Below are 24086 nucleotides of genomic sequence, written 5' to 3' on the forward strand. Positions count from 1 at the left end.
ACCCGTTGATATGCGGCAACCGCCGGTCGCCGCCGTGCCGCCTACCGCCGCCTACAGCGCGTACGGAATGTCCGTGACCTGGTCGTCCGTCACCTCTGCCCCCGGTGCCCATGTCTCGTAGACGCCCCGGTCGTGGCACTGCGCGGCGGTGGTCGCGACCGTCTCGGGATCGGGCCGGCACAGCCGCAGCCGCAGCCAGCCCGCCTCCTCGCGCAGCACCAGACAGGGCACCCCGCGCCAGCGCGCGTAGCGCAGCCGTCGGGCCACCCTCTCGACCGGGTAGCGGGCCGCCCGGGTCATCGCCAGCACCCGGAACCCGCCGGGCAGGTCGGCGACCGCCTCGTACTCGCTGCCGGCGTACGCCCCCACCAGCTGGCTGGAGCGCGGCGCGTCACCGGTCGGCACGTACTCCTGGTCGGGGGAGAGGCCGGGCACCGCGGCGAGCAGATGCCGCCACTGCGGCCCGACCATCCGTAGCCAGCCCCGCTGCTCCGCCTGGTAGCTGTAGAGCACCACCTCCACCCCCTCCGCCGGATAGGCGAGCAGGGTGGCGTTCGCCGGCATCGGCAGGTCGGCGAAGTCCCGGGTGACGAACTCCGGGATCAGCTGATTGTTGCTGGGCACGAAGCCGGTGCCCAGCACCGGCGCGCCCAGCCGGTCCCGGGGCGGCAACGTGCTCAGCCCCCGGTGCGCCTCGCCCACCGGCACGTCGTAGTCGCCCGGGTCGGCGGCCCGCCAGCGCAGCGCGTACGCCACGTCCAGGCCGTCCCGGCTCACCTCGCCGTCGGTCCGCAGCAGCGTCGTGGCCGCCGGCGTACGCAGGTGTGCGACGTCGTGCTCCCGGTAGCAGAAGCCGTGCGGCAGCCAACCCCGCACGTACCCGGCGAGCTGGCGCGGAGAGAGCACCTTCACCATCCGGGTGCCCCGCCGGATCACCGCCGAGCTGCGCGCCGCGATGAGCATCGGGTCGCCGGCCGCGTCCGGCCGCTGGCTGAGCTGGTGCAGCTGCGCCCAGCCCCGCTCCCGGTGCGCCGGCATCATCAGCGGGGTGTCCGGATCCTCGGCCGGTTCCGGTGCGCCGTGCACCGCGGTCACCTCGGTGACGTGCACGAAGCGGCGCCAGGGCAGGGCCGAGCCGGTTCGCGGCGCCCACTCGAAACCGGCCACCTCGTCAGCGCTGAACAGCTCGTACGCGGCACCCCGGGCGATCTCCTCCGCCGGATAGACGCCGCCGCCGTACGCCACGCGCAGCCCGGTCCGCTCGTCGGCGTCGCCGCTGGCCTGAGGAGTGACGCTCATGCCGGTCTGCCGGCTCGCTCGCTCACCTGGCGACCGTAGAGTCGCCCTGAGTAGTCAAGGTGAACTGCGGGTGACGGACAGGTGGACCGGCCAGTGTGTGATCCTTTGGTGGATGACCGAGCCAACCGAACAGATGACCGGGCCCGCTGAATCGCGCCGCGCCCGGGCGGCCCGACGGGCCGGCGAGTTCCCGCCCGCGCCCGAGCCGCTGCCCCGCCCGGTGCTCGACAGCCACACCCACCTGGACATCACGGTCAGCGAGGCCGGCGTCCCCGGCGGCGGTGCCGCCGACGACCCGGTCGCGGCCGCCGTCGCGGTCGCCGCGCAGGTCGGGGTCGACCGGCTGGTGCAGGTCGGGGTGGACGTCGCCTCGTCGCGCTGGGGTGCCGAGACCGCCGAGAAGTACCCTGCGGTCCTCGCCACCGTGGCGCTGCACCCGAACGAGGCCCCCCGCCTGCCCGACCTCGACGAGGCGCTGCGCGAGATCGAGGCGCTCGCCGCCCGGGACCGGGTCCGCGGCATCGGCGAGACCGGCATGGACTTCTTCCGCACCGGTGACGAGGGGCGCGCCGCCCAGGAGGCGAGCTTCCGGGCCCACATCGCCATCGCCAAGCGGTACCGCAAGGCGTTGGTCATCCACGACCGGGACGCGCACGCCGACGTGCTGCGCATCCTCGACGACGAGGGCGCGCCGGAGACCGTGGTGCTGCACTGCTTCTCCGGCGACGCCGACTTCGCCGCCGAGTGCGTACGCCGGGGCTACCTGCTCAGCTTCGCCGGCACGGTCACCTTCGGCAGCGCCGCCGCGCTACGCGAGGCCGCCGCGCTGACCCCGCTCGACCAGATCCTGGTGGAGACCGACGCGCCCTATCTCACCCCGATGCCGCACCGGGGTCGGCCCAACGCGTCGTACCTCATCCCGTTGACCGTCCGGTCGCTCGCCGCCACCACCGGCGCGGACCTCGACGAACTCTGCGCCGCCATCTCCGCCACCGGCGAGCGGGTCTTCGGTCCGTGGTGACCGGCCCGACCCGGCGTGAACCGGGCCCGGGGTGCACGCGAGGTCTGCCGGTCGGTCGGCCTACGCTGCTGCCATGACCGGTCTCCTCGGCCCGGCGGAGATCCGGGAGCTGGCCGCCCGGCTGGGCGTCGCGCCCACCAAGAAGCTCGGCCAGAACTTCGTGCACGACCCGAACACGGTGCGGCGGATCGTGACCACGGCCGGGCTCACCCCGGACGACGTGGCGGTGGAGGTCGGCCCCGGGCTCGGCTCGCTCACCCTGGCCCTGCTGCCGGTCGCCGCGCACGTGCATGCCGTGGAGATCGACCCGGTGCTCGCCGGGGCGCTGCCGGAGACCGCGGCCCAGCACGCCGCCCCGGACGCCGACCGGCTCACCGTGCACCGCGCCGACGCACTGCGGATCACCGCCGCCCAGCTCGGCGACCCCGCCCCGACCGCGCTGGTCGCCAACCTGCCGTACAACGTCGCCGTGCCGGTGGTGCTGCACCTGCTCGCCGAGCTGCCCAGCCTGCGGCACGGCCTGGTGATGGTGCAGAAGGAGGTCGCCGACCGGCTGGTCGCCGGCCCCGGCTCGAAGGTGTACGGCATTCCGTCGGTCAAGCTCGCCTGGTACGCCCGGTCCCGGGCCGCCGGCAAGGTACCGCCGAACGTCTTCTGGCCAGTGCCGAACGTCGACTCCGGCCTGGTCGCCTTCACCCGGCGGGAACCGCCCCGCCCCGAGGTTCCCCGGGAGCGGGTCTTCTCGGTGGTGGACGCGGCATTCGCCCAGCGCCGCAAGACCCTCCGGGCGGCCCTCGCCGGCTGGGCGGGCGGCGCGGACCGGGCCGCCGCCGCGCTCGTCGCGGCCGGTGTGGACCCGGGTGCCCGCGGCGAGTCGTTGACCGTCGAGCAGTTCGCGGCGATCGCCGCGTCGGCTCCGGCTGCGACGCCCAGCGGGCAGTAGGCTGGCGCGGTGCCCGCCGAGGACGCGCAGCAGCCGCTGCCTGTGTACGCGTACGACCTGGTCGGAGGTCGGCAGGGGCCGGCCGCCGACGCCGCCGAGGAGCTGATCGTGGAGAAGCCGTTCGACATCCGCCCGCGGCTACGGGACGTCACCCCGTGACCGAGGCCTGGCGACCGGACGACGACGAGCGGCGCGGGGCCAGCGGCCCGGTGAAGGTCCGGGTGCCCGCCAAGGTCAACCTGCACCTCGGGGTGGGGCCGCTGCGCCGCGACGGCTACCACGAGCTGAACACCGTCTACCACGCCATCTCCATCCACGACGAGCTCACGGCCCGCCGGGGCGACACCCTCACGCTGACCATGGAGGGCGAGGGCGCCGGGGAACTGGCCCTGGACGACTCCAACCTGGTGATCCGGGCCGCGCACGCGCTCGCCGGATACGCCGGCGTGCTCCCGCACGCCCGGCTGCACCTGCGCAAGCAGATCCCGCTCGCCGGCGGGCTGGCCGGTGGCAGCGCCGACGCGGCCGCCGCACTGGTCGCCTGCGACGCGCTGTGGGGCACCGGGCTCTCCCGCGACGAGCTGGCCGGCATCGCCGCCGACCTCGGCTCGGACGTGCCGTTCCTCATCCACGGCGGCACCGCGCTGGGCACCGGGCGGGGCGAGGCGGTCAGCCCGGTTCTGGCCCGCCCCACCTCCTGGCACTGGGTGGTCGGCATCGCCGACGGCGGTCTCTCCACCCCGGCCGCCTACGCCGAACTCGACCGGCTCCGCGAGGCGGGCACCGCCGGACCGCCGCTGGGCAGCACCGACCGGTTGCTCGCCGCACTGCGGCAGCGGGATCCGCGGGTGCTCGCCGCCGCCCTCGGCAACGACCTGCAGGACGCGGCGCTCGCCATGCGTCCCGCGCTCGCCGACACCCTCAAGGCCGGCGAGGCGGCCGGCGCGCTGGCCGGCCTCGTCTCCGGCTCCGGGCCGACCTGCGTCTTCCTCGCCGCCGACGAGGCGCACGCCGGGCGGATCGCCGCCGAACTCACCGCGGCCGAGGTGTGCCGCGAGGTCCGCGTCGCCCACGGGCCGATGCCGGGCGCCCGGGTCGTCTGAGGCTCCGCCGGGGCCGATCGGCGGTGTGTCGAGGCGGGCGGGATCCTCACCGGGCTCCGCGACGCGGTCGACCCTCGCCCGCGGCGGCGTGATCGGCCGGGGCACGGCCGGGCCGGGCTTCCGCCGGCTCGGGGCGTCGCCACGACGCCGACCCGGACAGCGGACATCCGGGCGGCGGCCGTGCCGGCGCGCGGGGCGTCCGCGTACGCTGGGAGGCCAGGCGTCCCGTGCCAGCCGGCACCGGGACGCTTTGATCATGGAAGGTAGGTCGTGGCCAACATCGTCAACCTGGACCGCGTGTCCAAGGGCTACGGGGCCGCCGGGCCGCTGCTCACCGACGTCTCGCTCGGCCTCGACGACGCCGACCGGATCGGTGTGGTGGGCCTCAACGGCGCCGGTAAGTCGACCCTGCTCCGGCTGCTCACCCGCACCGAGGAGCCGGACGACGGCCGCGTCACCCACCGCCGGGACCTGCGGGTTGCCTGGCTGCCGCAGAACCTCACCCTCGCCCCGGACGCCACCGTGCGCGACGTGGTGCTCGGCACCGAGTGGCTCGACGAGAGCATGGGCGCGGAGCACGAGTGGGCCGGCGACGCCGGGGTACGTGCCATCCTCGACGGCCTCGGCATGCCCCACCTCGGCCTCGATCAGCCGGTCGGCCCGATGTCCGGTGGCGAGCGCCGTCGGGTGGCTCTCGCCGCGCTGCTGGTCCGCGACTCCGACCTGCTCATCCTCGACGAGCCCACCAACCACCTCGACGTGGGCGGCGTGGACTGGCTGGCCCGGCACCTGCTCGGTCGCAAGGGCGCGCTCGTCGTGGTCACCCACGACCGCTGGTTCCTCGACGCCGTCTGCACCACCACCTGGGAGGTCGCCGACCAGACCGTCCGGGCGTACGAGGGCGGCTTCGCCGCCTGGACGCTCGCCCGGGTCGAGCGCGAGCGGGTCGCCGCGGCCACCGAGGCCCGCCGGCAGAACCTGCTCCGCAAGGAGATCGCGTGGCTGCGGCGGGGCCCGCCGGCCCGGACCTCCAAGCCGCGGTTCCGGATCGACGCGGCCAACGCGCTGATCGCCGACGTGCCGCCGGCGCGGGACACCATGTCGCTGCAACGGCTCGCCACCGCCCGGCTCGGCAAGCAGGTGTACGACCTGGAGCAGGTCACCCTGCACGCCGGCCCGAAGGAGATCCTGCACGACGTCACCTGGCAGGTCGGCCCCGGCGACCGGATCGCCATCCTGGGCGCCAACGGCGCCGGCAAGACCACCCTGCTGCGGATGCTCGCCGGCGTCACCCATTCGCACGGCGGCCGGTTCGTCACCGGTTCCACCGTGCGGCCCGCGTTCCTCTCCCAGGAACTGGCCGAGCTGCCCGGCCAGCTGCGCGTGCTGGAGGCGGTCGAGGAGGTGGCCCGGCGCGTGCAGCTCGGCGACCGGGAGATCTCCGCCGCCCAGCTCGCCGAGGTCTTCGGCTTCGACGACCGGCGGCTCTGGACCCCGGTCAGTGACCTCTCCGGTGGCGAGCGCCGCCGGCTGCAAATGCTCCGGCTGCTCGCCGCCGAGCCGAACGTGCTCCTCTTCGACGAGCCCACCAACGACCTGGACACCGACACCCTCGCCGCGCTTGAGGACCTGCTCGACTCGTGGCCCGGCACGGTGATCGTGGCCAGCCACGACCGCTACCTGATCGAGCGGGTCACCGATTCCGTGTACGGCATGTTCGGGGACGGCCGGCTGGTGCATCTGCCCGGCGGGGTGGACGAGTACCTGAAGCGGGCCGCGTCCCGACCCGGGTCCGCCGGCGCCGAAGCGGTCCCGGCCGCCTCGCCGGAGGCGCCGGCCCGTACCGGCATGTCCGCCGCCGAGGTGCGGCAGGCCCGCAAGGAGCTGACCCGGCTGGAGCGGCAGATCAGCAAGTTGGACCAGCGTGAGGCCGCGTTGCTCGACCAGCTCGCCGCGAATGCCACCGACTACGCGCGGGTCGCCGAGTTGGACGGTCAGCTCAAGGACGTACGCGCCGAGCGGGAGCGCACCGAGGAGACCTGGCTGACCCTGGCCGAGGAGCTGCCGGCGGACTGACGGTTGCCCGGGCTGGTCAGGGCAGGGGGGCCGTGTGCGGCGTCACACCCCGACATGCGGGAGAATCGTCGGCGACCCTCACCCGAACGGCGTTGGAGACTCTGACATGGCCCACACCCCCGTCAACCACCCCGCGCGGCCGATCTACCGGGCGATCGGCGGGCTGACCGGTCTGTACCTGGTGGTCTTCGGTGTGCTCGGCAGCATCACGAGCGCTGGCGGCGAGTTCTTCGCCCAGGACGACACCCAGATCCTCGGTCAGGGGACGAATCTCGGCTTCTCGCTGCTCAGCGCCCTGCTCGGCCTGATCGTGCTGGCCGGCACCGCGCTCGGCCGCAACGTCGACGTGGTGATCAACCAGTGGCTGGCGTACGTCCTCATGGTGGTCAGCCTCGGCGGGCTCGCCTTCATCCGGACCGACGCGAACATCTTCAACTTCAGCATCGCCACGGTCATCGTGGTCATGACGGTCGGTCTGGTCCTGCTGATGGTCGGCATGTACGGCAAGGTCGGCACCGACGACGAGAAGGAGGCCTGGCAGAAGGCTCGCCTGGTGCTCTGAGCTCGCCGATCGCGCTCCGGTGTTTCGCCGGGGCCCGAGCTGTGCTCTGGTGGTCGCCCCCGACCGCTGGCCACTCGGGCTCCGGCGAAACCCGTTTGCCGCACATCCTCCGCGGATTTGGGTGACAATCCTCCGGAAAAGGCCATCTCGGGCGGAGGAGGGCACCATGCCGCACTTTCCGGTGAACCATCCGGCGCGGCCGATCTACCGGGTCCTCTCCGGGCTCATCGGGCTCTACATCCTGGTCTTCGGCGTCTGGGGGGTCGCGGAGACCGCCGGCAGCCCGCTCTTCGGTCGCGACAGCCACTGGGTGCTCGGTCTGCGCACCAACCTGGCGTTCTCGCTGGCCTCGGTGGTGTTCGGCGTCGTCCTGTTGGTCGGCGCCTCCCGACGCAGCAACCTCGGCCACTACATGAACCTGACCGCCGGGACGATTTTCCTGGTCACCAGCATCCTGATGATGTCCGTGCTGCAGACCGAGGCGAACTTCCTGAACTTCTCGATGTCGACGGTCATCGTCTCGATGCTCTTCGGCCTGGTGCTGCTCGGCACCGGCCTCTACGACAAGGTCGGCCCACCGGAGCATGCCGAGGCGGAGCGGAACAAGCGCAAGCACCCGGTCTCCGAGGCGCACACCCGCTGACTGCTGGGCTCAGCGCGGCCGGGAGGTGATCAGCGTCGGCTTCGACTCCAGGTGGGACAGTCCGTTCCAGGCCAGGTTCACCAGGTGCGCCGCCACGGTTTCCTTGCGCGGCTTGCGGACCTCCAGCCACCAGCGGCCGGTCAACGCCACCATCCCGACCAGGGCCTGGGAGTAGAGCTCGGCGAGCTTCGGGTCGTAGCCGCGGCTCTTGTACTCCGCGCCCAGGATGTGCTCCACCTGGTGGGCGATGTCGTTGAGCACGCTGCTGAAGTTGCCCGTCGCCGACATCAGTGGCGACTCGCGGACCAGCACCCGGAACCCGCTGGTCTCCTCCTCGATGTAGCCCAGCAGGGCCATCGCGGCCTGCTCCAGCAACTCCCGCGGGTGGCCGGCGGTCAGCGCCGTGGTGATCCGGTCCAGCAGCGCGCGGACCTCCCGGTCGACCACCACCGCGTAGAGCCCCTCCTTGCCGCCGAAGTGCTCGTAGACCACCGGCTTGGAGACCTTCGCCCGGGCCGCCACCTCCTCGATGGAGGTGGCGTCGAACCCGCGCTCGGCGAAGAGCTGCCGACCGATCAAGATCAGTTGCTCGCGGCGCTGGGCCGCCGGCATGCGTACCCGCGAGGCGCGCTTGCCGCCCGCCGCGGGTACCGCCCGTCGTTGGCCCGTGCCGCTGTCATTGCCTGGGACATCCGACATCTCGTCACCTCGCTGGCGCTCGGCGACGCCCTGCCGTGGGATGGTGTCTCCGCTGTGCCCGCTCACGTCGCCGCCTCACTGGCGTGCGGTCGGAAGGCGCTTCCGCGCCCACCGACCGTGTCCGCCGCGGGCCCGGCCCCTGTACCGCCGGACCCTCCGGCGCGCCCCCCGCCTGGTTCGGTCACCCGGCCATACTGCCAGGTAACCTCCAGCCCCATCGCCCGGATTACCTGGCCGCCGGCTCGACCAGCTTCGCCGCGAGCCGCTCCGGCTTCGGCCAGCGGACGTCGTACGCCGAGCCGATCTTTTCGAAAAACCAGATCACCCGGGCCGAGATGTCCACCTGGCCGCGCATGACGCCGTGCCGGGCCGAGGTCGGGTCGGCGTGGTGCAGGTTGTGCCAGCTCTCGCCGAAGGACAGGATCGCCAGCGGCCAGAAGTTGGCCGCCCGGTCGCCCTGGCGCATGACGAACGGACGCTCGCCGTAGACGTGGCAGACCGAGTTGATCGACCAGGTCACGTGGTGCAGCAGCGCGATGCGGACCAGACCGCCCCAGAAGAGCGCGGTCAGCGCACCCTGCCAGGACCAGGTCAGCAGGCCGCCCATCAGCGCCGGGCCGAGCACCGAGGCGGCCACCAGCGCCGGGAAGAGCTTGGCGACGCGGCTGATGTCCTTGTCGGCCATCAGGTCCGGGGCGAAGCGCTCCCGGTTGGAGAGTTCCCGGCCGAAGAGCCAGCCCACGTGCGCGTGGAACAGGCCACGGGTCAGGCCCCAGACGCTCTCGCCGAACCGCCAGGGCGAGTGCGGGTCACCCTCCAGATCGGAGAAGGCGTGGTGGCGGCGGTGGTCGGCGACCCACTGGATGATGTCGCCCTGTGCCGCGAACGAGCCGGAGACCGCGAGCGCGACCCGCAGCCAGCGCTTGGCCTTGAACGAGCCGTGGGTGAAGTAGCGGTGGTAGCCGACCGTGATGCCGAGCCCCGAGATCACGTACCAGAAACCGGCGATGCCGACGTCGGTCCAGCTCAGCCAGCCGCCCCAGGCCATCGGGATGGCGGCGATCAGCGCCACGAAGGGGATCACCACGAACGCCCAGAGGGCGACCAGGATGCCGGGTGACTGAGAGCCTTCGGTGAGCGGCTTCGGTCCGGGGGTCTTGGGTTCGAGCAGAGCGGTCGTCATGGCACCTCGCAGGAAAAGGGGAAGGGGAAGATCAACGAAGCTACGCCTACGTCACCGTAACTTACGGGACCGTAGATCGCACGGGGAAGTTCGCGAATCGGCTTCGTCGTACCCACCCCGCTCGCGGCTGAGCTGCGTAAACCCGATCTGCGCGGATGGGATCGGATGCGCCGTCGGCCCGCCGTCCGCCCGGGGTGCGGGACGCGGAGGGATCATGGTGGGAATGAGCGATGGCGCCGCCGGGCCGGGGCGCTAAGGTGTAGCGGCGGGGCGACCCAGACCCGCGGGCGGCAGACTTCTCGCGTCGCTGATCGGCCGTGGTGTAATTGGCAACACCCAAGATTTTGGCTCTTGAGTTTCAGGTTCGAATCCTGGCGGCCGAGCTTTCTCAGGACTTCCCGCGCACGGGGTATCGGACAATCCCCCCACACCCTCTGGTTAGCATGGCCGCGAGAGTGTCCGCCTGCCGACGGGAGCCCACGTCGTGTCCCAGCCTCACCCCCGCACCGTTGTCGTGCTCGCCGCCGGTGAGGGCAAGCGGATGAAGTCGGCGCTGCCCAAGGTGCTGCACCCGCTGCTCGGTCGTACGCTGCTCGGCCACGTGCTGAGCGCGGCGGGGCCGCTGGCCGCGGATCGCACCGTGGTGGTGGTCGGCCACGGCGCGGACCAGGTCCGCGCGCACCTCGCCGAGATCGCCCCGGACGCCACCGGAGTGCTCCAGGCCGAGCAGCTCGGCACCGGTCACGCGGTACGCATCGCGCTGGACGCCGTGCCGGACGCCACCGGCACCGTGATCGTGATCAACGGAGATGTGCCGCTGCTCCGCCCGGAGACGGTGAGCGCTCTCGTGCAGGCCCACGAGCAGGCCGGCGCGGCGGCCACGGTGCTCGCCGCGGAGGTGCCCGACCCGACCGGCCTCGGTCGGATCGTCCGGGCCGCCGACGGCCAGTTGGAGCAGATCGTCGAGGAGCGGGACGCCACCGCGACGCAGCGCGCCATCCGGGAGATCAACGCCGGCATCTACGCGTTCGACGTGGCGCGGCTGCGCAACGCGCTCAGCAAGCTCTCCACCGACAACGACCAGGGCGAGGAGTACCTGACCGACGTCTTCGGCCTGCTCGGTTCGGCGGGCGAGCCGGTGACCGTGCACGTCGCGGCGGACCACGTGGAGACGCTGGGCTGCAACGACCGGGTCGAGCTGGCGGCGCTGCGCCGGCTGCTGCGCGACCGGATCAACGAGGGCTGGATGCGCACCGGGGTGAGCCTGCTCGACCCGGAGACCACCTGGATCGACGTGACCGTGGCACTGGACCGGGACGCCGTGATCGACCAGAACACCCAGCTGCGCGGCGGCACGGTGGTCGGCACCGGCGCGGTCGTCGGCCCGGACGTGACGTTGATCGACACGGTGGTCGGCGCCGGCGCGACCGTGCTGCGCAGCCACGCGGTGGGCGCCGAGGTCGGCCCGGGCGCCAGCGTCGGCCCGTACGCCTACCTGCGGCCGGACGCGCGGCTCGCCGAGAAGTCGAAGGTCGGCACGTTCGTCGAGGTGAAGAACTCCGAGGTCGGCCCGGGTGCGAAGGTGCCACACCTGTCGTACGTCGGTGACGCGACGATCGGGGCGAAGGCGAACATCGGCGCGGCGACGATCGTGGTGAACTACGACGGCGTGAACAAGAACCGCACCATCGTCGGCGAGGCGGCGTTCATCGGCTGCGACACCAGCCTGATCGCCCCGGTCGAGGTGGGTGCGGGGGCCTACGTGGCGGCCGGGAGCGCGATCACCCAGGACGTGCCGCCGGGAGCGCTGGGCGTGACCCGGGCGCCGCAGCGCAACGTCGAGGGCTGGGTGGCCCGCAAGCGGCCGGGAACGGTCTCGGCGGCGGCGGCCGAGCGGGCCCTGCGGGCCGCCGAGGGTGCGCCGGAGGGGGCACGGCTGGCAAGTGACAGTGAGGCAATCCACGGGGATGCCGAGACGGTGGGCGGTGCGTCCGCCACGGGAGATACTGCAACCGAATAGTCCCGGCCCACCACCACCGTGCAGTGCCGGGTCACACCGACCAACGGGAGCAGACGGGCCCATGGGCAGCATCGTCGCCGAAAACCGCAAGAGTCTGATGCTCTTTACCGGGCGTGGCTTTCCGGAGTTGGCCAAGGAGATCGGTGAGGTGCTCGGCGTCGCGCCGACGCCGGCCGACGCGTACGAGTTCGCCAACGGCGAGATCTTCGTACGGTTCAGGGACTCGGTGCGTGGTTCGGACGCCTTCGTGGTGCAGTCCGTCACGCACGGCGTGAACACCTGGGTCATGGAGACCCTGATCATGATCGACGCGCTGAAGCGCGGGTCGGCGAAGCGGATCACCGTGGTACTGCCGTTCTACCCGTACGCGCGGCAGGACAAGAAGCACCGCGGCCGGGAGCCGATCTCAGCCCGGCTGATCGCCGACCTGCTGAAGACGGCCGGGGCCAACCGCATCCTCACCGTCGACCTGCACACCGCGCAGATCCAGGGCTTCTTCGACGGCCCGGTCGACCACCTCTTCGCGATGGACATCCTCGCCGAGTACGTGGAGCACAAGTACGCCGGCCGGCCGATGACCGTGGTGGCGCCCGATTCGGGTCGGGTGCGGGTGGCCGAGCGGTGGACCGACCGGCTCGGCGGCTGCCCGCTGGCGTTCATCCACAAGACCCGGGACCCGATGAAGCCGAACCAGGTGGTGGCGAACCGGGTCGTCGGCGACGTGGAGGGTCGGGTCTGCCTGATCGTCGACGACATGATCGACACCGGTGGCACGATCTGCCGGGCGGCGGACATCCTCAAGGAGTCCGGCGCCGCCGACGTGATCGTCGCGTCCACCCACGCGCTGCTCTCTGACCCGGCGACCGAGCGGCTGAAGAACAGCCCGATCAGCGAGGTCGTGGTCACCAACACGCTGCCGCTGCCGCCCGAGAAGCAGCTCGACAAGATCACCGTGCTGTCGATCGCGCCGCTGCTGGCCCGGGCGATCCGGGAGGTCTTCGACGACGGTTCGGTGACCACCCTCTTCGGTGGCCTGAGCTGACCTTTTCCGCCGTTCCCGCCGGTGCTCGGCACCGGCGGGAACGGCGATGTGGGGACTGGCGGAGAGTCGGGAATTCCCTCGGGTAGACTGGTGCGGTTGCCACGGCGAGGGTGCCCTGCGGGCCGCTGACGAAGCGCCGCACGGAGGCACCGTCATCGACGCGGTGCTCCGGGCAGTCGTTCATGACGCATGAGCCCCAGCGAGCCCCTCGCCCCAGCACCGCAAGTCGACAAGCCGCCGCGCAAAAAGCATCAGGAGTTTCGCCGTGTCCGAGGTAAAGATCAGCGCCGAGCCCCGTACCGAGTTCGGCAAGGGTGGTGCCCGTCGTACCCGCCGGGCCGGCAAGGTGCCCGCCGTGCTGTACGGCCACGGCGAGAAGCCCAAGCACATCGCGCTGCCGTCCCGTGAGTTCGCGGCCGCGATCCGCAAGGGTGGCGCCAACCAGCTGTTCGCGATCGACATCACCGACGGCACCCAGGTGCTGGCGCTGCCGAAGGCGATCCAGCGTGACCCGATCAAGGACACCTTCGAGCACGTGGACCTGCTGCTGGTCCGCCGGGGCGAGAAGGTCACCGTCGAGGTCCCGGTCCAGCTGACCGGCGAGGCCGCGAAGGACACCCTGATCGTGCACGACCACGACACCCTCTCGGTGACCGCCGACGCCACCAAGGTTCCCGACCACCTGGAGGCCTCGATCGAGGGCCTGGAGGCGGGCTCGCAGGTGACCGCCGGCGACGTGACGCTGCCGTCCGGCGTGGAGCTGGCCGTCGACCAGGAGCTGCCGGTCGCCGCGGTGACCGCCGCGCCGACCGCCGAGCAGCTCGAGGCGACGCTGCCCGAGGTCGAGGAGGCCACCGAGGAGGCCGAGGCCGAGGTTGGCGAGGTCACCGAGGGCTCCGAGGGCGCGGACGCCGCCCCGGCCGCCGAGGGCGCCGAGAGCACCGAGGCCCGTACCGAGGCCTGATCGGTTCGTACCGTGCGGCAGGCGTCCCCGAGCGTTCGGGGGCGCCTGTCGGCGTATCTGGTGGGTTCGACGGCGGGAAGGGCGGGTCGTGACGGACGAGGCAGGGCCGTGGCTGGTGGTCGGCCTGGGCAACCCGGGTCGGGAGTACGCCGCTAACCGGCACAACGTCGGCTTCCTGGTGGCCGATCTGTTGGCGGGGCGGGTCGGCGCGAAGTTCGGCCGGCACCGGCGCGCCGTGGCGGAGGTCGCCGAGGGGCGGCTGGGCTTCGGCGGGCCCCGGCTGGTGCTGGTGAAGCCGCTGACCTACATGAACCTCTCCGGCGGGCCGGTGGCCGCGTTGGCCCAGTTCTACAAGGTGGCCCCGGGTCAGGTGATCGCGGTGCACGACGAGCTGGACATCGGCTACGGGCAGGTGCGGGTGAAGTGCGGCGGCGGCGAGGGCGGGCACAACGGGCTGCGCTCGATGTCGAAGTCGCTCGGCACCAAGGAGTACGTGCGGGTCCGGTTCGGCATCGGCCGGCCGCCGGGCCGGCAGGATCCGGCGGACTACGTACTGTCGGATTTCGGCGCGGTCGAGCGCAAGGAGTTGGAGTTCCTGGTGGACCGGGCGGCCGATGTGGTGGAGTCGGTCATCGCCCGGGGCGTGGAGCCGACGCAGAACCTGTACCACGGCGGCTGACACCGGGCGGGGCACACCGGATCGAGCGTACCGGGCCGGTAGTCTGCGCCTTTCGGCGTGGCGCGACCGGCGACGCGGGTCGCGGCGGGGCGGCCCGGCGGACGACCCGGGCCGTGGCGAGGCGACGGGAGCGGTAGTCATGGGCAGTCCTCCGATGATCGACGGCGCGTTCGCCCGCTGGCTGGCGGGCCGGGCCGGGCAGGCGTTGCTCGGGCTGCGCGCGGAGATGGGCTTCGCCGACCCGGGGGCGTTGAAGTCGGCCGGGGACAAGGTCTCGCACGACCTGATCCGCACCGAGCTGGCCAAGTGGCGCCCGGGCGACGCGGTGCTCTCCGAGGAGGACGAGGGGTCGCGGCTGGCCTGGGCGGCGGAGGTGAACGCCGGGGCGGTGTCCCGGTTGACCGCGGACCGGGTGTGGATCGTCGACCCGCTCGACGGCACCCGGGAGTTCGCCGAGGACGGGCGGACGGACTGGGCGGTGCACGTGGCGCTCTGGGCGCGTACCGCGCCGAGCCCGCACGGGCTGATCGCCGGCGCGGTGGGCTTGCCCGCGCAGCACCGGGTGCTCGGCACCGACTATCCGCCGGCGTACCCGCCGATGACGTTGGAGGCGGCGACCGCCGGCGGGCGGATCATCCGGCTCGCGGCGAGCCGGAGCCGTCCCCCGGTGTTCCTCACCGACCTGGCCGAGGACGTGGGGGCGCACCTGGTGCCGATGGGTTCGGCCGGCGCGAAGATCGCCGCGGTGGTGACCGGCGAGGTGGACGCGTACATCCACGCCGGCGGGCAGTACGAGTGGGACTCGGCGGCGCCGGTGGCTGTGGCGACGGCCACCGGACTGCACGCTTCCCGGATCGATGGTTCTGCGCTGAAATACAACGAAGCGGATCCGCGCCTGCCCGACCTGTTGGTCTGCCGCAAGGATCTCGCCCCCCGGCTGCTTGCAGCGTTGCAGCGCCATTCCGGGTAGCCTGAGGCACTTCTTGACTTCCCCGACCTGAAAGGTCTGGAAACCGGATGAGCGAGCGATTCGAGGCCCGGTCGTGACCGCCCCCGCCGCCTACCAGGTCTCGCACCTGGCTGCCCTGGAGGCAGAGAGCATCTTCGTGATGCGCGAGGTGGTGGCCGAGATGGAGCGGCCGGTGCTGCTCTTCTCCGGCGGCAAGGACTCGATCGTGATGCTCCGGCTGGCGCAGAAGGCGTTCGCCCCGGCGAACATCCCCTTCCCGGTGATGCACGTCGACACTGGGCACAACTTCCCCGAGGTCATGGAGTACCGCGACCGGCGCGTCGCCGAGCTGGGATTGCAGCTGGTGGTGGCGAGCGTGCCCGAGGCCCTGACGAGTGGCCTGGTGCGCGAGCCGGCCGACGGGACGCGCAACCGCATCCAGACCCCGGTGCTGCTCGACGCGGTCGAGAAGCACCGCTTCGACGCGCTCTTCGGCGGCGCCCGCCGGGACGAGGAGAAGGCCCGGGCCAAGGAACGGGTGTTCAGCTTCCGCGACGAGTTCGGCCAGTGGGACCCGAAGAACCAGCGCCCGGAGCTCTGGTCGCTCTACAACGGCCGGCACCACCCGGGCGAGTCGATCCGGGTCTTCCCGCTCTCCAACTGGACCGAGCTGGACGTCTGGCACTACATCGCCCGGGAGCGGATCGCGCTGCCGTCGATCTACTACGCGCACGAGCGTGAGGTGATCGACCGCGACGGGATGCTCTACGCGGTCAACGAGTACTTCCGCCCGCGGGCCGGCGAGGAGCGGTTCAAGGCGCGGGTGCGCTACCGCACGGTGGGCGACGCGTCCCTCACCGCGGCCGTGCGCTCCGACGCCGACACGGTGGAGAAGGTCATCGAGGAGGTGGCGGCGACCCGGCTCACGGAGCGCGGCGCGACCCGCGGTGACGACCGGGTCAGTGAGGCCGCCATGGAGGACCGCAAGCGGGAGGGCTACTTCTGATGACCGCCGAGACCGTCGCGCCGGCCGGCGCGGACGCAACGGAAGCCCCGGCTGCCACCGGCACCACACCGGAGGCCCGGCCGATGGACCTGCTCCGGTTCGCCACCGCGGGCAGCGTGGACGACGGCAAGTCCACGCTGATCGGGCGGCTGCTCTACGACACCAAGTCGCTCTTCACCGACCAGTTGGCCGCGGTCGAGGCGGTCAGCGCGGCGCGCGGCGACGAGTACACCAACCTGGCGCTGCTCACCGACGGCCTGCGGGCGGAGCGGGAGCAGGGCATCACCATCGACGTGGCGTACCGCTACTTCGCCACCCCACGGCGGAAGTTCATCATCGCCGACACCCCCGGGCACATCCAGTACACCCGGAACATGGTCACCGGCGCCTCGACAGCCGACCTGGCGCTGATCCTGGTGGACGCCCGCAAGGGGTTGGTGGAGCAGTCCCGCCGGCACGCGTTCCTCTGCTCGCTGCTTCGGGTGCCGCACCTGGTGCTCTGCGTCAACAAGATGGACCTGGTCGACTACTCGCAGGAGGTCTTCGAGCGGATCGCCGACGAGTTCACCGCCTTCGCCGCGAAGCTCGAGGTGCCCGACCTGACCGTGGTGCCGGTCTCCGCGCTGAAGGGCGACAACATCGTCGGCCGCTCGCCGAACATGCCCTGGTACGAGGGGCCGTCGCTGCTGCACCACCTGGAGCGGGTGCACATCGCCTCGGATCGCAACCTGGTCGACGTCCGCTTTCCGGTGCAGTACGTGATCCGTCCGCAGTCGACCACGGTCACCGACTACCGCGGATACGCCGGCCAGGTCGCCTCGGGCGTGCTGAAGCCGGGTGACGAGGTGATGGTGCTGCCGTCCGGGTTCACCAGCCGGATCGCCGCGGTGGAGACCGCCGACGGGCCGGTCGCCGAGGCGTTCCCGCCGATGTCGGTGACGGTACGGCTGACCGACGAGATCGACATCTCCCGGGGCGACCTGATCTGCCGGCCGAACAACGCCCCGGCGGTGGCCCAGGACATCGAGGCGATGATCTGCTGGATGGACGAGACCCGCCCGTTGCAGGTCGGCGGCAAGTACGCGATCAAGCACACCACCCGCTCGGCCCGGGCGATCGTGCGCGGCCTGCACTACCGGTTGGACATCAACTCGCTGCACCGCGACGAGTCGGCGGGCGAGCTGCGGCTCAACGAGATCGGCCGGGTGCGGCTGCGGACCACCGTCCCGCTGCTGGCCGACGAATATCGCCGCAACCGCACCACCGGCGGTTTCGTCGTCATCGACGAGACCACCAACCGCACCGTCGGCGCCGGCATGATCGTCGAAGCCTCCTAACCCCCTCCCACCGGCCCCGCGCACCGCTCCCGCACCCGCCCCGTTCGCGTTGATCAAGAGCTTTGCGTCAGATCCCGGCCGGATCCTGACGCGAACCTCTTGATCAACTCGGTGAGGGCGGGGGTGGGGGCGGGGCGGGGCTCAGTTCAGGCGGGTGGCGCCGGGGGCCGGGAGCACGGTGACGTGGGCGGGGGTCTGGAAGCCGCGTTCGGCGTAGGCGGCGGTGACGGCCTCGGCGACCGCGTCGGCGGCGTCCGCCTCGACCAGGGCCAGCACGCAGCCGCCGAAGCCGCCGCCGGTCATCCGGGCACCGAGCGCGCCGGCGGCGAGCGCGGCCTCGACCGCGGTGTCGATCTCCGGCACGGTGATCTCGAAGTCGTCGCGCATCGAGGCGTGCGACGCGGTCAGCAGCGGGCCGATCTCGCTGACCCGGCCGGCGCGCAGCAGCACCACGGTGTCGAGCACCCGCTGGTCCTCGGTGACCACGTGTCGGACCCGGCGCCGGGTCTCGTCGTCGTCGAGCCGGGCGAGCGCGGAGTCGAGCTGGTCCACACCGACGTCGCGCAGCGCGGTCACGCCGAGCCGGTCGGCCGCGGCCTCGCAGGACTTCCGGCGGGCCGCGTACTCGCCGTCGGCGTGCCGGTGCGGTGCCCGGCTGTCGACGACCAGCATGGCGAGCCCGGCGGCGTGCAGGTCGAACGGGATGTGCTCGACCTCCTCGGTACGGCAGTCGAGGAAGAGTGCGTGACCGTCCCGGCAGCGGATCGCGGCGGACTGGTCCATGATTCCGGTCGGCGCGCCGACGTAGGCGTTCTCGGCGCGCTGGGCGAGCCGGGGCTGCCGGGCGGCGGGCAGGTCCAGGCCGCCCAGGTCGACCAGGGCGGTCAGCACCGCTGCCTCCAGCGCGGCCGAGGAGGAGAGCCCGGCGCCGAGTGGCACGTCGGAGGCGATCGCCAGCCGGGCCCCGGGTACGGCGTGCCCGGCGTCGCGCAGCGCCCAGACCACCCCGGCCACGTACGCGCCCCAGCCGGTGACCCGGCCGGGCTCGGCGACGTCGTCGGCGTCGAACGTGATCGTCTCGCCGGAGAGCTCGGACCAGACCGTCCAGCGCTGGCCGTCCTGCCGGTCGGCGGCGGCCACCGTCCGCAGCGGCAGCGCGAAGGGCAGCACGAAACCGTCGTTGTAGTCGGTGTGCTCGCCGATCAGGTTGACCCGCCCCGGTGCCGCCCAACGGCCGGCGGGCGCGGTGCCGTACTCCCGCTGGAAACCCGCGGTGGCGCGGTCGGCGACGTCGCTCATGCCTGCTCCAGGATGTGCGTGCGGTAGAAGGCCCAGGCGTCGCCGACCATGTCGTGCAGGGTCGGCTTGCGCGGCACCCAACCCAGCTCCTCGCGGGCCAGCCGGGAGGAGGCGACCAGCTCGGACGGGTCGCCCTCGCGCCGCGCCGCGACCTCGACCGGCAGCGGGTGCCCGGTGACCTCGCGGACCACGTCGACCACCTGCCGGTTGGTGAACCCGCTGCCGTTGCCGAGGTTGTAGATCCGGTGCTGGCCGGCGGTGGCCGCGTCCAGCGCGAGCAGGTGGGCCCGGGCCAGGTCGGCCACGTGGATGTAGTCGCGCACGCAGGTGCCGTCGACGGTGGGGTAGTCGTCGCCGAAGAGCTGGAGCTTTTCCCGCCGGCCGGCGGCGACCTCCAGCGCGATCGGGATCAGGTGGGTCTCCGGGTCGTGCCGCTCACCGAGCGCGACGTCGCCCTCGAGGTGCGCGCCGGCGACGTTGAAGTAGCGCAGCGAGACGGCGGCCAACCCGTGCCCGATCGCCTCGGAGGTCAGGGCCATGTCGACGGCGAGCTTGGTGGCCCCGTACGTGTTGGTGGGGGCCTTGACCGCGGTCTCCGGGATCGGCAGCTCGGTGGGATTGCCGTAGACCGCGGCGGTGGAGGAGAAGACCAGCCGGGGCACCCCGGCGGCCCGGACGGCGTCGAGCAGGGCGAGCGAACCGATCGTGTTGGTGTGCCAGTAGAGCTCCGGCTTGACCATCGACTCGCCGGCTGCGATGAGGGCGGCGAAGTGCAGCACGCCGTCGAAGCCGGCCTGCGGGGTGAGCACCCGGGCGGCGTCGTGGATGGACGCGTCGACGTGGGTGGCGTCGGGGGCGAGCGCCTCGCGGTGCCCGGTGCGCAGGTCGTCGAGGACGACCACCTCGTGGCCGGCGTCGAGCAGCATCCGGGTCACCACGCTGCCGATGAACCCGGCACCGCCGGTGACGAGCAGTTTCACGTCGTTGCCTCCTGCCTGGCCGGCCCGGGACGCGGCCCTTCGGTGATCACCCTACGGTGGTGGCCGGAGCCCGGCCGTGCCTGCGGTCATCCTGATTCCATCATAAACTCTCACGATTCAACAGAGTTGAACATGCCCGGCATGCGGGAGCCGGCGGCCCGAGCCGGCCGGAAAGCCGGTCCCGGGAGGCCGGAGGTGTCTACCATCTCTGGCATGCGGGAAGCGGGCGGTCCCGAGCACCGGCGACGCGTGCGGCGGCCGCCCCGCCCTGACCCGAGCCCGGTCGCCCGAGCTGTCGCCCGCGTGGTCGTCCGGGCCGCCGACGCCGCCACCCGCCTCGTCACCGACCTGCTCGGCGCGAGCCCGGCGGCCGGCCGGGAGCGGATCAGCGAAGCCGAGCTGCGCGACCTGGTCGCCGCGAACACCCTGCTCGACCCGGACGAGCGCCGGATCATCGACGAGGTGCTGGTCGCCGGGGCGAGCCTGGTCCGTGAGGTGATGATGCCCCGCACCGAGGTGGTGTTCCTGCCCGCCGGGCTCTCCATAGACGAGGCGGCCCGCCTGGTCCGGGCCGAGCCGCACACCCGGTACCCGGTCACCGACGGCACTCACGACGACGTGGTCGGCTTCGTCCACCTGCGCGACGTGCTGCTTCGCCCGGAGACCGACCGGTGCGGCACGGTCGGCGAGTTGACCCGGGAGGTGAAGCGGCTGCCCGGCAGCAAGCGGGTGCTCGCCGCGCTGACCGAGATGCGCCGGGAGGGGCACCACCTGGCCGTGGTGGTCGACGAGTACGGCGGCACCGCCGGCATCGTCACCCTCGAAGACCTGATCGAGGAACTGGTCGGCGAGATCCACGACGAGTACGACGACGCGCCCGACCCGATACGCGCCGGGCTGCCCGCGGTGGTCGACGGTCGGCTCAACCTGGCCGACTTTGCCGAACGTACCGGCGTGACGCTGCCGCCCGGGCCGTACGAGACGGTGGGCGGGTTCGTGATGGCGGCACTGGGCCGGCTGCCGGTCGTCGGCGACGAGGTGCCGGTGCCGCCCGGTCCGGCCGACGCCGCCGCCCCGGAGCCCGGCGACCCGGCCGGCGGTTGGCTGCTGCGGGTGCTGGCACTGGACGGGCGGCGGGTGGCGCGGCTCGCCGTCTCCGCCGTACGCCTGCCCGAGCAGCGACGTGAGGTCACGGCGCCCACGGCGGCGAGCGGCGGCCGACCCGCCGGCCCGTCATGACGCCCGCCCCGGCTTGCTGACAGAATTGCCGGCATGTCCGACGTTCCCGCCCGCCCCCGCGTCTTCTCCGGCATCCAGCCGACGGCCGACTCGTTCCACCTCGGCAACTACCTGGGCGCGGTGCGGCACTGGGTGGCGTTGCAGGAGACCCACGACGCGTTCTACTGCGTGGTCGACCTGCACGCGATCACCGCCGGGCACGACCCGAAGGTGCTCAAGCAGCGGTCCCGGGTGGCCGCCGCCCAGCTCTTCGCGGTCGGCCTCGACCCGGAGCGCAGCACCCTCTTCGTCCAGTCGCAGGTGCCCGAGCACCCGCAGCTGGCCTGGGTGCTCGGCTGCATCACCGGCTTCGGTGAGGCCAGCCGGATGACCCAGTTCAAGGACAAGTCGCAGAAGCAGGGCAGCGAGCGCTCCAGCGTCGGCCTCTTCACCTACCCGATCCTGCAGGCCGCCGACATCCTGCTCTACCAGGCGCACGCGGTGCCGGTCGGCGAGGACCAGCGGCAGCACCTGGAGCTCTCCCGCGACCTGGCGCAGCGGTTCAACTCGCTGTTCGGCAAGACCTTCACCGTGCCCGCGCCGCACATCGTGAAGGACACCGCGAAGATCACCGACCTGCAGGAACCGACCGCGAAGATGTCCAAGTCGTCGTCCTCGCCGGCCGGCATCATCGACCTGCTGGACGATCCCGCCCGCTCGGCCAAGAAGATCCGCTCCGCGGTCACCGACACCGGGCGGGAGATCGTCTTCGACGCCGAGGGCAAGCCCGGCATCTCCAACCTGCTGACCATCCACTCCGCCCTGAGCGGCCGCACCATCGACGAGCTGGTCGGCGCGTACGCCGGCAAGGGCTATGGCGATCTGAAGAAGGACCTGGCCGAGGTGGTGTCCGAGTTCGTCCGGCCGATCCAGGAGCGCACCCGGGCCTACCTGGACGACCCGGCCCAGCTGGACAAGCTGCTCGCCGCCGGCGCCGAGAAGGCCCGTGCGGTGGCCGCGCCGACGCTGCGCCAGGTGTACGAGCGGGTGGGCTTCTTTCCGCCGGTGCGCGGCGAGTAGCGCCGCGGCGCGACGCGGGACGGGATGAAGGGGCCGGTGGCCGGAGAGGTGGCGCGCAGCGTGGACCGCAGGGACGGGTCGCCGGAGGCCGGTGACGCCCTCCAGATCGGCATCGCCGTCGACATCCCCGAGCCGTGGGGCAGCGTGCTCACCCGGCGGCGGGTCGAGGCCGGTGACCCGCTGGCGGTCCCCGCGCACGTGACGCTGCTCGGGCCGACCGAGATTCCGGCGACCGCGCTGCCCGCCGTGGAGCGGCACCTGGCCACGGTCGCCGCCGCCCATCTGCCGTTCACCCTGCACCTGCGCGGCACCGGGACGTTCCGGCCGGTGACCCAGGTGGTCTTCGTGGCGGTGGCCGCCGGGATCAGCGAGTGCGAACTGCTCGCCGCCGCGATCAACGCCGCACCGGAACTGCGCCGGGAGGCGCGCTTCCCGTACCACCCACACGTCACCGTGGCGCAGGACGTCGCGCCGGAGGCGCTGGACAAGGCGTACGAGGACCTGGCCGACTTCTCCGCCGTTTTCGAGGTGGCCGGGTTCACCCTCTTCTCCCATGGGCAGACCCGGTGGCAGCCGCGCCGGGACTTCCGGCTCGGCGGCTGACGGTCGGGGTGGGGGCGCGCCCGACGGCGGTTACCCCCACGACCCGCCCACATCGGCGAGGATGACGGCGTGAACGTGATCGGTCGGGTCGAGGCGGCCATCGACCGCCGGGTGAGCGCCGCCCGCCGTCGATCGCCGGTCTTCGACCACGTGTGGCGGGCCGGCGCGCTCTACGCCGAGGTGCTCGGCGGCCGGCTGGCCGCCGCGATCGCCTACTACGGCTTCTTCGCGGTCTTCGCCCTGGCCCTGGTCGCGTACGCCATCTTCGGCGCGATCCTGGACGACAACGACGAGGTCAGCTCCGCCGCTGCCGACTTCCTCCGGGACAATCTGCCGTTCCTCGACCCGGTGCAGATCGCCGACAGCAGCGGCACGGTCGGCGTGGTCGGCCTGATCATCCTGGCCTTCACCGGGATCGGCTGGATCGAGGCGATCCGCTCCTCGCAGCGGCTGATGTACGGGCTGAACCAGCAGCCCGGCAACCTGGTGATCCGCCGGCTGGTCGACATCGGCGTCATGGTCGTCGTCTTCGTGCTGCTCGGCGGGTCGGTGGCCGCGGTCGACGCGCTGGAGTCGGTGCTGCGCTGGTTGCTGCGCAGCACCGGTTCGCTCGGCCTGACCACGCTGAGCGCGCTGCTCAGCATCCTGGTCAACGCGGTGCTCGCGGCGCTGCTGCTGGTCGCGATTCCCCGGCTGCGGATGAGCCGGGCCCGGCTGCGCCCGGTGGTGTGGCTGGTCGCGCTCGGCATCACGCTGCTCAACACGGTCGGGCGCTACTACGTGGTGCGTACCGAGCGGAATCCGGCGTACACGGTGGTGGCCGGCGCGGTGGGACTGCTGCTCTACCTCTACCTGCTCAACCAGTTGGTGCTCTTCGGCGCGGCGCTCGCCGCGACCAGCACCCGGGGCCGGGTGGTCGACCTGGCGGAGGGCCCGGCGCCGGACGACATCGACGACGAAGCCGGGCCGGGCACCCCGGGCGGTGCGGTGTGACCAGTGGGGAGCGGGCGTTGCTGATCTCGGTCGACGCGGGGTCGTCCGTGCCACCGTACGAGCAGCTGCGCGGGCAGCTCGCCGAGATGATCGGGGACGGCCGGCTGCCGGTCGGCACCCGGCTGCCCACCGTCCGGCAGCTCGCCGCCGACCTGAACCTGGCCGCGAACACGGTCGCCCGGGCCTACCGGGAGCTGGAATCGGCCGGCCTGCTTCAGACCCGGGGCCGGCACGGCACTTTCGTCGCACCCGGCCGGGATGATGCGACGGACCGGTTGCAGCGGGTCGCCGCCGACTACGCGGCCGAGGCGCGCCGGCTCGCCGTGCCGCCCGCTGCGGCGCTCGCCCTGGTCCGGGCGGCCCTGGACGCGAGCCGGCCGGGTTGAC

Annotated in this window: 24 protein-coding genes and 1 tRNA gene; 20 read left to right on the top strand and 5 right to left on the bottom strand. The window is 72.5% G+C overall.

Annotated features, from left to right (window positions below):
• Nucleotides 1–51 precede the first annotated feature (51 nt).
• The gene (locus ACIP9D_RS08565; RefSeq protein ID WP_350867507.1) at nucleotides 52–1299 is read right to left on the bottom strand and encodes a hypothetical protein; all 1248 of its coding nucleotides are present in this window, start codon (nucleotides 1297–1299) and stop codon (nucleotides 52–54) included.
• A 112-nt stretch (nucleotides 1300–1411) separates the two neighbouring features.
• Between ACIP9D_RS08565 and ACIP9D_RS08570 the strand changes: the two genes are divergently transcribed.
• The 7 genes from ACIP9D_RS08570 to ACIP9D_RS08600 all read left to right on the top strand — a co-directional run bounded on the left by ACIP9D_RS08570 (nucleotide 1412) and on the right by ACIP9D_RS08600 (nucleotide 7647).
• Nucleotides 1412–2320 carry a TatD family hydrolase gene (locus tag ACIP9D_RS08570; protein ID WP_400449563.1) on the top strand — a complete coding sequence of 303 codons (909 nt, stop codon included), beginning with the start codon at nucleotides 1412–1414 and terminating at the stop codon, nucleotides 2318–2320.
• Nucleotides 2321–2393: 73 nt separating this feature from the next.
• Nucleotides 2394–3263, top strand: a complete 870-nt coding sequence (gene rsmA, locus ACIP9D_RS08575) for a 16S rRNA (adenine(1518)-N(6)/adenine(1519)-N(6))-dimethyltransferase RsmA (RefSeq protein WP_350867505.1) — start codon at nucleotides 2394–2396, stop codon at nucleotides 3261–3263.
• Nucleotides 3264–3272: 9 nt separating this feature from the next.
• Nucleotides 3273–3422 (top strand): hypothetical protein, encoded by a 150-nt coding sequence (locus ACIP9D_RS08580; protein WP_350867503.1) that lies wholly within the window; start codon nucleotides 3273–3275, stop codon nucleotides 3420–3422.
• Nucleotides 3419–4366, top strand: a complete 948-nt coding sequence (locus ACIP9D_RS08585) for a 4-(cytidine 5'-diphospho)-2-C-methyl-D-erythritol kinase (RefSeq protein ID WP_350867501.1) — start codon at nucleotides 3419–3421, stop codon at nucleotides 4364–4366. The genes ACIP9D_RS08580 and ACIP9D_RS08585 overlap by 4 nt, the downstream gene beginning before the upstream one ends.
• A 270-nt stretch (nucleotides 4367–4636) precedes the next feature.
• Entirely contained in the window at nucleotides 4637–6442 is a 1806-nt protein-coding gene (locus tag ACIP9D_RS08590; protein WP_350867499.1) for an ABC-F family ATP-binding cassette domain-containing protein, read from the top strand.
• A 106-nt stretch (nucleotides 6443–6548) separates the two neighbouring features.
• Nucleotides 6549–7004, top strand: a complete 456-nt coding sequence (locus ACIP9D_RS08595) for a DUF4383 domain-containing protein (protein ID WP_350867497.1) — start codon at nucleotides 6549–6551, stop codon at nucleotides 7002–7004.
• 166 nt (nucleotides 7005–7170) lie between these two features.
• Entirely contained in the window at nucleotides 7171–7647 is a 477-nt protein-coding gene (locus ACIP9D_RS08600) for a DUF4383 domain-containing protein (RefSeq protein WP_350867496.1), read from the top strand.
• Nucleotides 7648–7656: 9 nt separating this feature from the next.
• Here ACIP9D_RS08600 and ACIP9D_RS08605 read toward each other — a convergent pair whose 3' ends face one another.
• Nucleotides 7657–8346 (bottom strand): TetR/AcrR family transcriptional regulator, encoded by a 690-nt coding sequence (locus ACIP9D_RS08605; RefSeq protein ID WP_350867495.1) that lies wholly within the window; start codon nucleotides 8344–8346, stop codon nucleotides 7657–7659.
• Between the two features lie 226 nt (nucleotides 8347–8572).
• Nucleotides 8573–9529, bottom strand: coding sequence for an acyl-CoA desaturase (locus ACIP9D_RS08610; RefSeq protein WP_350867494.1), 957 nt, complete (start codon nucleotides 9527–9529; stop codon nucleotides 8573–8575).
• Nucleotides 9530–9840: 311 nt separating this feature from the next.
• Between ACIP9D_RS08610 and ACIP9D_RS08615 the strand changes: the two genes are divergently transcribed.
• From ACIP9D_RS08615 to ACIP9D_RS08650, 8 genes are all read left to right on the top strand, one after another.
• A tRNA-Gln gene (locus ACIP9D_RS08615) sits at nucleotides 9841–9912 on the top strand.
• A 101-nt stretch (nucleotides 9913–10013) separates the two neighbouring features.
• The gene (glmU, locus tag ACIP9D_RS08620; protein ID WP_350867493.1) at nucleotides 10014–11549 is read left to right on the top strand and encodes a bifunctional UDP-N-acetylglucosamine diphosphorylase/glucosamine-1-phosphate N-acetyltransferase GlmU; all 1536 of its coding nucleotides are present in this window, start codon (nucleotides 10014–10016) and stop codon (nucleotides 11547–11549) included.
• A gap of 61 nt (nucleotides 11550–11610) precedes the next feature.
• Complete coding sequence (locus ACIP9D_RS08625) at nucleotides 11611–12591, top strand: ribose-phosphate diphosphokinase (RefSeq protein WP_350867491.1); 981 nt, start codon at nucleotides 11611–11613, stop codon at nucleotides 12589–12591.
• A 265-nt stretch (nucleotides 12592–12856) separates the two neighbouring features.
• Nucleotides 12857–13555 carry a 50S ribosomal protein L25/general stress protein Ctc gene (locus ACIP9D_RS08630; protein WP_350867489.1) on the top strand — a complete coding sequence of 233 codons (699 nt, stop codon included), beginning with the start codon at nucleotides 12857–12859 and terminating at the stop codon, nucleotides 13553–13555.
• Nucleotides 13556–13643: 88 nt separating this feature from the next.
• Complete coding sequence (gene pth, locus ACIP9D_RS08635; RefSeq protein WP_350867487.1) at nucleotides 13644–14234, top strand: aminoacyl-tRNA hydrolase; 591 nt, start codon at nucleotides 13644–13646, stop codon at nucleotides 14232–14234.
• Between the two features lie 139 nt (nucleotides 14235–14373).
• Complete coding sequence (locus ACIP9D_RS08640; RefSeq protein WP_350867486.1) at nucleotides 14374–15204, top strand: inositol monophosphatase family protein; 831 nt, start codon at nucleotides 14374–14376, stop codon at nucleotides 15202–15204.
• Between the two features lie 73 nt (nucleotides 15205–15277).
• Complete coding sequence (gene cysD / locus ACIP9D_RS08645; RefSeq protein ID WP_350867484.1) at nucleotides 15278–16189, top strand: sulfate adenylyltransferase subunit CysD; 912 nt, start codon at nucleotides 15278–15280, stop codon at nucleotides 16187–16189.
• Complete coding sequence (locus tag ACIP9D_RS08650; RefSeq protein ID WP_350867482.1) at nucleotides 16189–17526, top strand: GTP-binding protein; 1338 nt, start codon at nucleotides 16189–16191, stop codon at nucleotides 17524–17526. The genes cysD and ACIP9D_RS08650 overlap by 1 nt, the downstream gene beginning before the upstream one ends.
• Nucleotides 17527–17667: 141 nt before the next feature.
• Here the strand turns inward: ACIP9D_RS08650 and galK are convergent, their stop codons facing one another.
• Both galK and galE read right to left on the bottom strand, forming a co-directional pair.
• Entirely contained in the window at nucleotides 17668–18825 is a 1158-nt protein-coding gene (gene galK / locus ACIP9D_RS08655; protein WP_350867480.1) for a galactokinase, read from the bottom strand.
• Nucleotides 18822–19805 (bottom strand): UDP-glucose 4-epimerase GalE, encoded by a 984-nt coding sequence (galE, locus tag ACIP9D_RS08660; protein WP_400449570.1) that lies wholly within the window; start codon nucleotides 19803–19805, stop codon nucleotides 18822–18824. Before galE ends, galK begins: the two co-directional genes overlap by 4 nt.
• A 213-nt stretch (nucleotides 19806–20018) precedes the next feature.
• Here galE and ACIP9D_RS08665 point away from each other — a divergent pair, with 213 nt between their 5' ends.
• The 5 genes from ACIP9D_RS08665 to ACIP9D_RS08685 all read left to right on the top strand — a co-directional run bounded on the left by ACIP9D_RS08665 (nucleotide 20019) and on the right by ACIP9D_RS08685 (nucleotide 24085).
• Nucleotides 20019–21044, top strand: a complete 1026-nt coding sequence (locus ACIP9D_RS08665; protein WP_350867479.1) for a hemolysin family protein — start codon at nucleotides 20019–20021, stop codon at nucleotides 21042–21044.
• 33 nt (nucleotides 21045–21077) lie between these two features.
• The gene (gene trpS / locus ACIP9D_RS08670) at nucleotides 21078–22103 is read left to right on the top strand and encodes a tryptophan--tRNA ligase (protein ID WP_350867478.1); all 1026 of its coding nucleotides are present in this window, start codon (nucleotides 21078–21080) and stop codon (nucleotides 22101–22103) included.
• A gap of 24 nt (nucleotides 22104–22127) precedes the next feature.
• Nucleotides 22128–22706 (top strand): 2'-5' RNA ligase family protein, encoded by a 579-nt coding sequence (locus ACIP9D_RS08675; protein ID WP_350867476.1) that lies wholly within the window; start codon nucleotides 22128–22130, stop codon nucleotides 22704–22706.
• Nucleotides 22707–22775: 69 nt separating this feature from the next.
• Complete coding sequence (locus tag ACIP9D_RS08680) at nucleotides 22776–23699, top strand: YihY/virulence factor BrkB family protein (protein WP_350867474.1); 924 nt, start codon at nucleotides 22776–22778, stop codon at nucleotides 23697–23699.
• On the top strand, nucleotides 23696–24085 hold the full coding sequence (locus ACIP9D_RS08685) for a GntR family transcriptional regulator (RefSeq protein ID WP_350867473.1): 390 nt from the start codon (nucleotides 23696–23698) through the stop codon (nucleotides 24083–24085). The genes ACIP9D_RS08680 and ACIP9D_RS08685 overlap by 4 nt, the downstream gene beginning before the upstream one ends.
• Nucleotide 24086: the final 1 nt, after the last annotated feature.

It is taken from the genome of Micromonospora sp. NPDC093243, assembly GCF_044753725.1.
GTDB lineage: Bacteria > Actinomycetota > Actinomycetes > Mycobacteriales > Micromonosporaceae > Micromonospora.

Bases quoted from the DNA above. Each gene is read 5' to 3' on its own strand.
- ACIP9D_RS08565 (WP_350867507.1), bottom strand. From the start codon at position 1,299: ATGAGCGTCACTCCTCAGGCCAGCGGCGACGCCGACGAGCGGACCGGG.
- ACIP9D_RS08570 (WP_400449563.1), top strand. From the start codon at position 1,412: ATGACCGAGCCAACCGAACAGATGACCGGGCCCGCTGAATCGCGCCGC.
- rsmA (WP_350867505.1), top strand. From the start codon at position 2,394: ATGACCGGTCTCCTCGGCCCGGCGGAGATCCGGGAGCTGGCCGCCCGG.
- ACIP9D_RS08595 (WP_350867497.1), top strand. From the start codon at position 6,549: ATGGCCCACACCCCCGTCAACCACCCCGCGCGGCCGATCTACCGGGCG.
- ACIP9D_RS08600 (WP_350867496.1), top strand. From the start codon at position 7,171: ATGCCGCACTTTCCGGTGAACCATCCGGCGCGGCCGATCTACCGGGTC.
- ACIP9D_RS08605 (WP_350867495.1), bottom strand. From the start codon at position 8,346: ATGTCGGATGTCCCAGGCAATGACAGCGGCACGGGCCAACGACGGGCG.
- ACIP9D_RS08610 (WP_350867494.1), bottom strand. From the start codon at position 9,529: ATGACGACCGCTCTGCTCGAACCCAAGACCCCCGGACCGAAGCCGCTC.
- ACIP9D_RS08625 (WP_350867491.1), top strand. From the start codon at position 11,611: ATGGGCAGCATCGTCGCCGAAAACCGCAAGAGTCTGATGCTCTTTACC.
- ACIP9D_RS08640 (WP_350867486.1), top strand. From the start codon at position 14,374: ATGGGCAGTCCTCCGATGATCGACGGCGCGTTCGCCCGCTGGCTGGCG.
- ACIP9D_RS08650 (WP_350867482.1), top strand. From the start codon at position 16,189: ATGACCGCCGAGACCGTCGCGCCGGCCGGCGCGGACGCAACGGAAGCC.
- galK (WP_350867480.1), bottom strand. From the start codon at position 18,825: ATGAGCGACGTCGCCGACCGCGCCACCGCGGGTTTCCAGCGGGAGTAC.
- ACIP9D_RS08665 (WP_350867479.1), top strand. From the start codon at position 20,019: ATGCGGGAAGCGGGCGGTCCCGAGCACCGGCGACGCGTGCGGCGGCCG.
- trpS (WP_350867478.1), top strand. From the start codon at position 21,078: ATGTCCGACGTTCCCGCCCGCCCCCGCGTCTTCTCCGGCATCCAGCCG.
- ACIP9D_RS08675 (WP_350867476.1), top strand. From the start codon at position 22,128: ATGAAGGGGCCGGTGGCCGGAGAGGTGGCGCGCAGCGTGGACCGCAGG.